The organism is Halopseudomonas sp. (genome assembly GCF_038130085.1).
Classification (GTDB): domain Bacteria; phylum Pseudomonadota; class Gammaproteobacteria; order Pseudomonadales; family Pseudomonadaceae; genus Halopseudomonas.
The window spans coordinates 1-11,361 of the sequence record NZ_JAYPMU010000042.1 but is presented as its reverse complement, the minus strand read 5'-3'; the positions used below and the strand labels follow the sequence as shown (position 1 = coordinate 11,361).

The following is an 11,361-nucleotide window of genomic DNA, read 5'->3' as shown; positions in this document are numbered from 1 at the left end:
TTCTGCAAGGCGTTCAACGCCAAGACTCAGGGCATGGAACCTGGTCTGCCGACTCCTGTGATCATCACTGTATACAGTGACCGCAGCTTCACTTTTGAAACCAAGAGCACTCCTGCGGCCGTTCTGCTGAAGAAGGCTGCTGGTCTGAAGAGCGGTTCTCCGCGTCCGAACAGCCAGAAAGTGGGTACTGTAACCCGCGCTCAGCTGGAAGAGATCGTTAAGGCCAAAGAGGCTGATCTGACCGCTGCTGATCTGGAGGCTGCACTGCGCACCATCGCTGGTTCTGCGCGCAGCATGGGCCTTAACGTGGAGGGTGTGTAATGGCTAAGCTGTCCAAGCGTCAAAAGGCAATCGCCGAAAAGGTCCAGGCTAACAAGGCTTACACCTTTGAAGAAGCTGCAGCTGTTCTGGCTGAAGTGTCCAACGTCAAGTTCGTAGAGTCCTTTGACGTCGCTGTTAACCTGGGTGTTGACCCGCGTAAGTCTGATCAGGTCGTTCGTGGCGCAACCCTGCTGCCCAACGGTACTGGCAAGACCGTGCGCGTTGCTGTCTTTACTCAGGGTGCAAACGCCGAGGCCGCTCTGGCTGCCGGTGCTGACAAGGTTGGTATGGATGATCTGGCTGCCGAAATGAAGGCAGGCGATCTGAATTACGACGTCGTTATTGCCTCTCCGGACGCAATGCGCGTTGTTGGTCAGCTGGGTCAGGTTCTGGGTCCGCGCGGCCTGATGCCGAACCCGAAAGTTGGTACCGTTGCTGCTGACGTTGCTACTGCCGTCAAGAACGCCAAAGCTGGTCAGGTTCGTTACCGTACTGATAAGAACGGCATCATCCATTGCTCCGTAGGCAAGGTCGGCTTCGAGCCCGCCAAGCTGAAAGAGAACGTTGAGGCGCTGCTGGCTGACCTGAAGAAGGCCAAGCCGTCCACCTCCAAGGGTGTATACCTGAAGCGCGTGACCCTGAGCACCACCATGGGTCCGGGCGTACAGATCGATCAGGCTTCCCTGAACATCTGATGTTGTTTGGGCGCATCGTCGATGACGATGCGCCCTTCTTTGATTGGGGTCCCTGCATGGCGGGGGCTGTCCAAGACCGTAGGTGGCGCAAGCCTTAAATTCCGGGAGTGATCCCCTAGACCTACGCAGATGGTGCTCCCGATTCAGTGCAGGCTGGATCAGACACCAAAACACGCCGCTCGCAAGAGTGGTCAATGGTAAATCCAGGAGTAAAACCCGTGGCAATTAAGCTCGAAGACAAAAAAGCCATCGTCGCTGAAGTCAACGAAGCTGCCAAAGGTGCGCTGTCTGCCGTTGTGGCTGATGCCCGCGGTGTGACCGTTGCTGCTATGACTGGTCTGCGCAAGGAAGCACGCGAAGCCGGTGTTTACGTACGTGTCGTACGTAACACTCTGCTGCGTCGTGCGATCGAAGGTACCGATTACGAGTGCCTGAACGAGACTTTCGTAGGCCCGACTCTGATTGCCTTCTCCAACGAACACCCGGGCGCTGCCGCTCGTCTGTTCAAGGAGTTTGCTAAGAATCAGGATAAGTTCGAGATCAAAGCAGCTGCGTTCGAAGGCAACTTCCTTGCAGCAGGTGAAATCGACAAGCTGGCTTCTCTGCCGACTTACGACGAAGCAATCGCACAGCTGATGAGCGTTATTCAAGGCGCTACCAGCAAGTTCGTTCGTACTCTGGCTGCAGTCCGCGATCAGAAGGAAGCCGAGGCCGCTTAATACGCGTCTTCCGTTTCTCTTTAACGCTTTTTTTCGACGGCTCAGCCGTCCCCAATACAGGAATTTAGAGTCATGGCTCTGACCAACGAAGATATCATCAACGCCGTATCCGAAATGTCCGTAATGCAGGTTGTCGAACTGATCTCCGCTATGGAAGAAAAGTTCGGCGTATCCGCTGCCGCTGCTGTTGCTGCTGGCCCGGCTGCTGGTGGCGCTGCTGCCGCTGAAGAGCAAACCGAGTTTGACGTTGTTCTGACCGAAGCTGGTGAGAAGAAAGTTAACGTAATTAAGGCAGTTCGTGAGCTGACCGGTCTGGGCCTGAAAGAAGCCAAGGCACTGGTTGACGGCGCTCCTGGCACCATCAAGGAAGGCGCTTCCAAGGAAGAGGCCGAAGCTGCCAAGAAAGCTCTGGAAGAAGCAGGCGCCAAGGTCGAGCTCAAGTAAGCTCGCGCCTTGCGTCGACAATCTGGTTCTATCTGATCAGATTGATGGCTGGTGGCCTGTGTGCCACCGGCCTTTTTCCGTTGTATCACGCCGAACTGGCGTACAACGCCCGCACTCCCGAGGGAGTGAGCAAGACTCAGGGCTTGCACGCATTTTCAGGTTTTCCCGCGCAGCGGGGAGGCCAATCAAGCAGGTGACCAAGCTGGGGAACGCTGATGGCTTACTCATATACTGAGAAAAAACGTATCCGCAAGGACTTTGGCAAACTGCCGCATGTGATGGATGTGCCCTACCTGTTGGCCATTCAGCTGGACTCCTATCGGGAGTTTCTCCAGACTGACGCCGGCCAGGGCCAGATCCGTGATATCGGTCTGCACGCGGCCTTCAAATCTGTTTTCCCCATTATCAGCTATTCGGGTAATGCGGCTCTCGAATACGTCGGTTACCGCCTTGGCGAGCCGGCTTTCGACGTCAAGGAATGTGTTTTGCGTGGGGTTACCTTTGCGGTACCGCTGCGCGTTAAAGTGCGCCTGATCATTTTTGATCGTGAGTCCTCTAACAAGGCGATCAAGGATATCAAGGAGCAGGAAGTCTACATGGGGGAGATCCCCCTGATGACCGAAAACGGTACCTTCGTCATCAACGGTACCGAGCGTGTTATCGTTTCCCAGCTGCACCGCAGCCCGGGTGTGTTCTTCGACCACGACCGTGGCAAGACCCACAGTTCCGGCAAGCTGCTGTACTCCGCTCGCGTGATTCCTTACCGCGGCTCCTGGCTGGACTTCGAGTTCGATCCAAAAGACTGTGTGTTTGTCCGTATTGACCGCCGCCGCAAACTGCCGGCGAGCGTTCTGCTGCGCGCTTTGGGCTACCAGACAGAAGAAATTCTGGACATGTTCTACGACACCAACGTATTCGAGGTTCAGGGTGAAAACCTGATGCTCGAACTGGTGCCGCAGCGTCTGCGTGGTGAGATTGCTACCTTCGACATCAAAGATGGCAAGGGCAAGGTCATCGTTGAGAAAGGCCGTCGTATTACTGCGCGCCACATCAATCAGTTGGAAAAGGCAGGCATCACCAGCCTGGAAGTGCCTTTTGACTATCTGATCGGCCGCACTATCGCCAAGCCTGTCGTTCACCCGGCTACTGGCGAGATCCTGGTTGAGTGCAATACCGAGGTCACCGCTGACCTGGTCATCAAGCTGGCCAAGGCGCAGGTTTCGCGCCTGGAAACTCTGTACACCAACGAGATCGACTGTGGTCCGTTCGTGTCCGACACCCTGCGCATCGATAACACCACCACTCAGCTTGAGGCGCTGGTAGAAATCTACCGCATGATGCGCCCGGGCGAGCCGCCGACCAAGGACGCAGCCGAAACGCTGTTTGCCAATCTGTTCTTCAGCAGCGAGCGCTACGACCTGTCGGCCGTAGGTCGTATGAAGTTCAACCGCCGTATCGGTCGTGAAGAGATCGAAGGTGCTGGCGTTCTGAGCAAGGAAGATATCGTCGAGGTTCTGAAGACGCTGGTCGATATCCGTAACGGCAAGGGCGTGGTTGACGATATCGACCACCTGGGTAACCGCCGTATTCGCTCTGTTGGCGAAATGGCTGAGAACCAGTTCCGCGTTGGTCTGGTTCGTGTTGAGCGTGCGGTCAAAGAGCGTCTGTCCATGGCAGAAAGCGAAGGCCTGATGCCGCAGGATCTGATTAACGCCAAGCCGGTAGCTGCCGCGGTCAAAGAATTCTTCGGCTCCAGCCAGCTGTCCCAGTTCATGGACCAGAACAACCCGCTGTCCGAGATTACCCACAAGCGCCGTGTGTCGGCCCTTGGCCCGGGCGGTCTGACTCGTGAGCGTGCTGGCTTCGAAGTCCGTGACGTACACCCGACCCACTACGGTCGGGTATGTCCGATCGAGACCCCTGAAGGCCCGAACATCGGTCTGATCAACTCGCTGGCTACTTATGCGCGCACCAACCAGTACGGCTTCCTGGAAAGCCCGTACCGTCGGGTGAAAGACGCGATGGTTACCGACGAGATCGTATTCCTGTCTGCCATCGAAGAAGCCGATCACGTGATCGCTCAGGCGAGCGCGAAGGTTGTTGACGGCAAGCTCGTTGACGATCTGGTAGCGGTTCGTCACATGAACGAATTCACCGTCAAGGCGCCGGAAGACGTCACCCTGATGGACGTTTCGCCGCGTCAGGTTGTATCCGTTGCAGCATCGCTGATTCCGTTCCTCGAGCACGACGACGCGAACCGTGCACTCATGGGCTCGAACATGCAGCGCCAGGCGGTTCCGACTCTGCGCGCCGAGAAGCCGCTGGTTGGTACCGGTATGGAGCGTAACGTTGCCCGTGACTCCGGTGTTTGTGTCACCGCGCGTCGTGGCGGCGTGATCGATTCGGTCGATGCAAGCCGTATCGTTGTTCGTGTCAATGACGACGAAGTTGAAGCTGGTGAGGCCGGTGTCGACATCTACGTCATGACCAAGTACACCCGTTCCAACCAGAACACCTGCATCAACCAGCGTCCGCTGGTGAAGAAAGGCGACAAGGTTGCTCGCAAGGACATCCTGGCTGACGGCTCTTCCGTCGATATGGGTGAGCTCGCGCTGGGCCAGAACATGCGCGTCGCGTTCATGCCCTGGAACGGTTACAACTTCGAGGACTCCATTCTGGTGTCCGAGCGTGTTGTTCAGGAAGACCGTTTCACCACTATCCACATTCAGGAACTGACCTGTGTGTCCCGTGATACCAAGCTTGGGCCAGAGGAAATTACCTCTGACATCCCGAACGTTGGTGAGGCTGCGCTTGGCAAGCTGGACGAGGCGGGTATCGTCTACGTTGGCGCCGAAGTAGGCCCGGGCGACATCCTGGTTGGTAAGGTCACGCCGAAGGGTGAGACTCAGCTGACGCCAGAAGAGAAGCTGCTGCGTGCGATCTTCGGTGAGAAGGCGTCTGACGTTAAAGACACTTCCCTGCGCGTACCGACTGGTACCAAGGGTACCGTCATCGACGTTCAGGTCTTCACCCGTGACGGCGTAGAGCGCGACACCCGCGCCCTGGCAATCGAGAAAGAGCAACTGGACGAGATCCGCAAGGATCTGCAGGAAGAGTTCCGTATCGTTGAAACGGCAACCTTCGAGCGTCTGGCTGCTGCGCTGGATGGTCAGATCGTGGAAGGCGGCGCTGGCCTGAAGAAGGGTACTGCGCTGACCGCCGAGATCCTGGCCGGTATCGAGCGTGGTCAGTGGTTCAAGCTGCGCATGAGCGAAGACGCGCTGAACGAGCAGCTGGAACTGGCTCAGGCCTATCTGGTTGATCGTCGCAAACTGCTCGACGAGAAGTTTGAAGACAAGAAGCGCAAGCTGCAGCAGGGCGACGATCTGGCGCCGGGCGTACTCAAGATCGTCAAGGTTTACCTGGCTATCAAGCGTCGCATCCAGCCGGGTGACAAGATGGCGGGTCGTCACGGTAACAAGGGTGTTATCTCGGTCATCATGCCGATCGAAGACATGCCGCACGACGAGAACGGCACGCCGGTCGACATCGTACTGAACCCGCTGGGTGTACCGTCGCGTATGAACGTCGGTCAGATCCTTGAAACCCACCTGGGCCTTGCGGCCAAGGGGTTGGGTGAGAAGATCAACCGGATGATGGAAGAGCAGCGCAAGATCGCTGAGCTGCGCAAGTTCCTGGACGAGGTCTACAACAAGGTAGGCGGTCGTCAGGAGAGCCTGGATGACCTGAGCGATCAGGAAATCATCGAACTGGCTAACAACCTGCGCGGCGGCGTGCCGATGGCTACCGCTGTATTCGATGGCGCCGCAGAAAGCGAGATCAAGCACATGCTGCGTCTTGCTGACCTGCCGGACAGCGGTCAGATGCGTCTGTGGGATGGCCGTACCGGTAACGCTTTCGACCGCCCGGTGACCGTTGGCTACATGTACATGCTCAAGCTCAACCACTTGGTTGATGACAAGATGCACGCACGTTCCACCGGTTCCTACAGCCTGGTTACCCAGCAGCCGCTGGGTGGTAAGGCGCAGTTTGGTGGTCAGCGTTTCGGGGAGATGGAGGTCTGGGCTCTGGAAGCATACGGTGCCGCCTACACTCTGCAGGAAATGCTGACAGTGAAATCGGACGACGTGAACGGCCGTACCAAGATGTACAAGAACATCGTGGACGGAGACCACCGCATGGAGGCCGGCATGCCCGAGTCCTTCAACGTACTGGTCAAGGAAATCCGTTCGCTCGGTATCGATATCGAACTGGAATCCGAATAACCACCAACTGCCCACGTCTCGGGCGGCGAGCGCCGCCCTTGAGACACTGCGAGGAGTATAGGCCTTGAAAGACTTATTGAACCTGCTCAAGTCCCAGGGACAGATTGAAGAGTTCGATTCCATTCGAATCGGCTTGGCATCCCCGGAGATGATCCGGTCCTGGTCCTACGGCGAAGTTAAAAAGCCGGAAACCATTAACTACCGTACCTTCAAGCCGGAGCGTGACGGCCTGTTCTGCGCCAAGATCTTTGGCCCAGTGAAGGACTATGAGTGCCTGTGTGGCAAGTACAAGCGCCTCAAGCACCGCGGTGTGATCTGTGAAAAGTGCGGTGTTGAAGTCGCGCTGGCCAAGGTCCGTCGTGAGCGCATGGGTCACATCGAGCTGGCCTCTCCGGTTGCTCACATCTGGTTCCTGAAGTCGCTGCCGTCCCGTATCGGCCTGCTGCTGGACATGACCCTACGTGATATCGAGCGCGTGCTCTATTTCGAGAGCTACGTTGTCATCGAGCCGGGCATGACCACGCTGGAAAAAGGTCAGCTGCTGAACGATGAGCAGTACTTCGAAGCGCTGGAAGAGTTTGGTGATGACTTCGACGCCCGTATGGGTGCGGAAGCTGTCTACGAGCTGCTGAGCTCTATGGATCTGGCGCACGAAATCGGCAAGCTGCGTGAAGAGATTCCGCAGACCACTTCCGAGACCAAGATCAAGAAGCTGTCCAAGCGTCTGAAGCTGATGGAAGCCTTCGACCAGTCCGGCAACAAGCCGGAGTGGATGGTCATGACCGTTCTGCCGGTGCTGCCGCCGGACCTGCGTCCGCTGGTCCCGCTGGATGGTGGCCGCTTTGCGACCTCTGACCTGAACGATCTGTATCGTCGCGTCATCAACCGTAACAACCGTCTGAAGCGTCTGCTCGATCTGGCTGCGCCGGACATCATCGTGCGCAACGAAAAGCGCATGCTGCAAGAGTCGGTTGATGCGCTGCTGGACAACGGTCGTCGCGGCCGTGCCATCACAGGCACCAACAAGCGCCCGCTGAAGTCCCTGGCTGACATGATCAAGGGTAAGCAGGGTCGTTTCCGTCAGAACCTGCTCGGTAAGCGCGTAGACTACTCCGGTCGTTCGGTGATCGTGGTAGGTCCGACCCTGCGTCTGCACCAGTGCGGTCTGCCCAAGAAGATGGCTCTGGAGCTGTTCAAGCCGTTCATCTTCGGCAAGCTGGAGCACCGTGGTCTGGCGACCACCATCAAGGCCGCCAAGAAAATGGTCGAGCGCGAATTGCCGGAAGTCTGGGATATCCTGGCTGAAGTCATCCGCGAACACCCGGTTCTGCTGAACCGTGCACCGACTCTGCACCGTCTGGGTATTCAGGCGTTCGAACCGGTTCTGATTGAAGGCAAGGCAATTCAGCTGCACCCGCTGGTTTGTGCGGCCTACAACGCCGACTTCGACGGTGACCAGATGGCTGTACACGTTCCGCTGACCCTTGAGGCCCAGCTGGAAGCGCGTGCGCTGATGATGTCCACCAACAACATCCTGTCGCCGGCGTCGGGCGAGCCGATCATCGTGCCGTCCCAGGACGTGGTACTGGGTCTGTACTACATGACTCGTACTCGCATCAACGCCAAGGGCGAAGGTATGGCCTTCTCCAACGTCAACGAAGTTGAGATGGCGTACCGCAGTGGTCAGGTTGAACTGCACGCGATGGTCAAGGTGCGTATCACCGAAACCGTCAAGCACAAGGACGAAAGCTGGACCACCGAGACTCGTATCGTCGACACCACTGTCGGCCGCGCGCTGCTGTTCCAGGTTCTGCCGAAAGGTCTGCCGTATGAGATGGTTGACCAGCCGCTGAAGAAAAAGGCGATTTCCAAGCTGATCAACCAGTGCTATCGCGTGGTGGGTCTGAAGGAAACCGTCATTTTCGCTGACCAGCTGATGTATACCGGTTTCGCCTATTCCACCATCTCCGGTGCGTCGATTGGTGTGAACGACTTCGTCATTCCTGACGAGAAGGCGCGCATCATTGATGAGGCGACCGAAGAAGTTAAGGAAATCGAAGACCAGTACGCTTCCGGTCTGGTAACCCAGGGCGAGAAGTACAACAAGGTCATCGACTTGTGGTCCAAGGCCAACGACGAAATCTCCAAGGCCATGATGGACAACCTCAAGACCACTCGCGTGCTCGATCGCGAGGGCAAAGAGGTTGATCAGGAGTCCTTTAACTCCATGTACATGATGGCTGACTCCGGTGCGCGGGGTTCCGCCGCCCAGATTCGTCAGCTGGCAGGTATGCGTGGTCTGATGGCCAAGCCGGATGGCTCCATCATTGAGACGCCGATCACTGCGAACTTCCGTGAAGGTCTGAACGTACTCCAGTACTTCATCTCGACCCACGGTGCTCGTAAGGGTCTGGCCGATACCGCACTGAAGACAGCGAACTCCGGTTACCTGACTCGCCGTCTGGTAGACGTTGCCCAGGATCTGGTCATTACCGAACCTGACTGCGGCACCGACAAGGGCCTGCTGATGTCTCCGCACATTGAAGGCGGTGACATTGTTGAGCCGCTGGGTGAGCGCGTGTTGGGTCGTGTGGTCGCTCGTGACGTTCTCAAGCCAGGCAGCGACGAAACCATCGTAGCCGCCGGCACTCTGATCGACGAGCAGTGGGTTGAGTTCCTCGAGAAGAACAGCGTCGACGAAGTGATCGTGCGTTCGCCGATTACCTGTGACACTCACTACGGTGTGTGTGCTACCTGCTATGGTCGTGATCTGGCGCGTGGCCACCTGATCAACATCGGTGAGGCTGTCGGTGTCATCGCAGCGCAGTCGATCGGTGAGCCGGGTACTCAGCTGACGATGCGTACGTTCCACATCGGTGGTGCGGCGAGCCGTACTTCCGCTGCTGACAGCGTTCAGGTCAAGAACGGCGGTACCATCCGTCTGCATAACCTGAAGCACGTTGAGCGCGCTGATGGTGCCTTGGTTGCGGTTTCCCGTTCCGGTGAGTTGGCGATTGCTGATGAATTCGGCCGTGAGCGTGAGCGCTACAAGCTGCCTTACGGTGCGGTTATTTCGGTCAAGGAAGGTGACAAGGTGGACGCTGGCGCGATCGTCGCCAAGTGGGATCCGCACACTCACCCGATCGTTACCGAAATCACTGGTACCGTCGCGTTCTTCGGTATGGATGAAGGTATTACCATCAAGCGTACCGCTGACGAGCTGACCGGTCTGACCAATATTGAGGTCATGGATCCGAAGGATCGTCCGGCTACCGGTAAGGACATCCGTCCGGCGGTGAAGCTGGTTGACGACAACGGCAAGGAACTGCTGCTCCCGGGTACCGATGTTCCGGCCCAGTACTTCCTGCCGGCCAACGCACTGGTCAACCTGTCCGACGGTGCCAAGGTGAACGTGGGTGACGTTGTTGCACGTATTCCGCAGGAAACGTCCAAGACCCGCGACATCACCGGTGGTCTGCCGCGCGTTGCCGACCTGTTCGAAGCGCGTCGTCCGAAGGAGCCGTCTATTCTGGCGGAAATCAGCGGTACCATCTCGTTCGGCAAAGAGACCAAGGGCAAGCGTCGTCTGGTCATTACCCCGAACGATGGTAGCGATCCGTACGAGGAGCTGATTCCGAAGTGGCGTCACCTGAACGTGTTCGAAGGTGAACAGGTTACCAAGGGTGAAGTTATCTCCGACGGTCCGAGCAACCCGCATGACATTCTGCGACTGCTGGGTGTCAGTGCGCTGGCTAAGTACATCGTCAACGAGATTCAGGACGTTTACCGCCTGCAGGGTGTAAAGATCAACGACAAGCACATCGAAGTGACCATTCGTCAGATGCTGCGTAAGGTCGAGATTACCGACTCCGGCGACTCCAGCTTCATCAAGGGCGATCAGGTCGAGCTGACCCAGGTGCTTGAAGAGAATGCTGAGTTGGTCGCGCAGGACAAGTTCCCGGCCAAGTACGATCGCGTACTGCTGGGTATCACCAAGGCGTCGCTGTCGACCGAGTCGTTCATCTCTGCGGCTTCCTTCCAGGAAACCACGCGGGTTCTGACCGAGGCTGCCGTTACCGGTAAGCGCGATCACCTGCGCGGCCTGAAAGAGAACGTGGTCGTAGGTCGTCTCATTCCGGCTGGTACCGGTCTGGCTTACCACGCCGAGCGCAAGCGTCAGCGTATGGCCGACAAGCCGGTCAAAGTGAGCGCGAGTGAAGTCGAGCAGGCTCTGTCTGACGCGCTGAACTCAAGCGAAGGTTAAAGGAAGGCCCGGTCTTCAGTGGATCGGGCGCCTTGACGACAGGGGGTGGGATCTATAGAATTCCGTACCCCTAAAATTGGCGGGGCGCTTCGTCCTGCCATTTTTTATTAACTATGTCTTACCGACATCAGTGGAGTTTGCTAGATGGCAACAATCAACCAGCTGGTTCGCAAGCCGCGCAAGCGCGTTGCTGAAAAGAGCGACGTGCCGGCCCTGCAGAACTGCCCGCAGCGTCGTGGTGTGTGCACTCGCGTGTATACCACTACGCCGAAGAAGCCGAACTCGGCTCTGCGTAAAGTCTGCCGTGTTCGTCTGACCAACGGCTACGAAGTTTCTTCCTACATCGGTGGTGAAGGTCACAACCTGCAAGAGCACAGCGTCGTTCTGATTCGCGGCGGCCGTGTAAAAGACTTGCCAGGTGTGCGTTACCACACTGTTCGCGGTTCTCTGGACACCTCTGGTGTTAAAGATCGTAAGCAGGGTCGTTCCAAGTACGGCGCCAAGCGTCCGAAGTAATCCTAATTCATTTATCAGAGTCGATAAGAGTAAGGTCGGACGTAACCAGATCGTTACAGTTCCGGGCTAACCTGAAGACCGTTTGAGGGCTTATCATGCCAAGACGTCGTGTAGCG

7 protein-coding genes are annotated in these 11,361 nt (G+C 57.2%); all 7 read left to right on the top strand.

Annotated features, from left to right (window positions below):
- On the top strand, positions 1-321 hold a 321-nt coding region (gene rplK, locus AAFM31_RS17330), incomplete at its 5' end, for a 50S ribosomal protein L11 (protein ID WP_341709131.1).
- The gene (gene rplA, locus AAFM31_RS17325) at positions 321-1,016 is read left to right on the top strand and encodes a 50S ribosomal protein L1 (protein WP_341709130.1); all 696 of its coding nucleotides are present in this window, start codon (positions 321-323) and stop codon (positions 1,014-1,016) included. The genes rplK and rplA, both read left to right, overlap by 1 nt.
- Positions 1,017-1,234: 218 nt before the next feature.
- Positions 1,235-1,735 carry a 50S ribosomal protein L10 gene (rplJ, locus tag AAFM31_RS17320; RefSeq protein WP_104739869.1) on the top strand — a complete coding sequence of 167 codons (501 nt, stop codon included), beginning with the start codon at positions 1,235-1,237 and terminating at the stop codon, positions 1,733-1,735.
- A 72-nt stretch (positions 1,736-1,807) separates the two neighbouring features.
- Positions 1,808-2,179 carry a 50S ribosomal protein L7/L12 gene (gene rplL / locus AAFM31_RS17315; protein WP_341709129.1) on the top strand — a complete coding sequence of 124 codons (372 nt, stop codon included), beginning with the start codon at positions 1,808-1,810 and terminating at the stop codon, positions 2,177-2,179.
- 215 nt (positions 2,180-2,394) lie between these two features.
- Positions 2,395-6,465, top strand: coding sequence for a DNA-directed RNA polymerase subunit beta (rpoB, locus tag AAFM31_RS17310; RefSeq protein WP_341709128.1), 4,071 nt, complete (start codon positions 2,395-2,397; stop codon positions 6,463-6,465).
- 64 nt (positions 6,466-6,529) lie between these two features.
- The gene (gene rpoC / locus AAFM31_RS17305; protein ID WP_341709127.1) at positions 6,530-10,729 is read left to right on the top strand and encodes a DNA-directed RNA polymerase subunit beta'; all 4,200 of its coding nucleotides are present in this window, start codon (positions 6,530-6,532) and stop codon (positions 10,727-10,729) included.
- 144 nt (positions 10,730-10,873) lie between these two features.
- Positions 10,874-11,245: a 30S ribosomal protein S12 gene (gene rpsL, locus AAFM31_RS17300; protein WP_080048726.1), complete on the top strand. Its 372-nt coding sequence runs from the start codon at positions 10,874-10,876 to the stop codon at positions 11,243-11,245.
- Positions 11,246-11,361 lie beyond the last annotated feature (116 nt).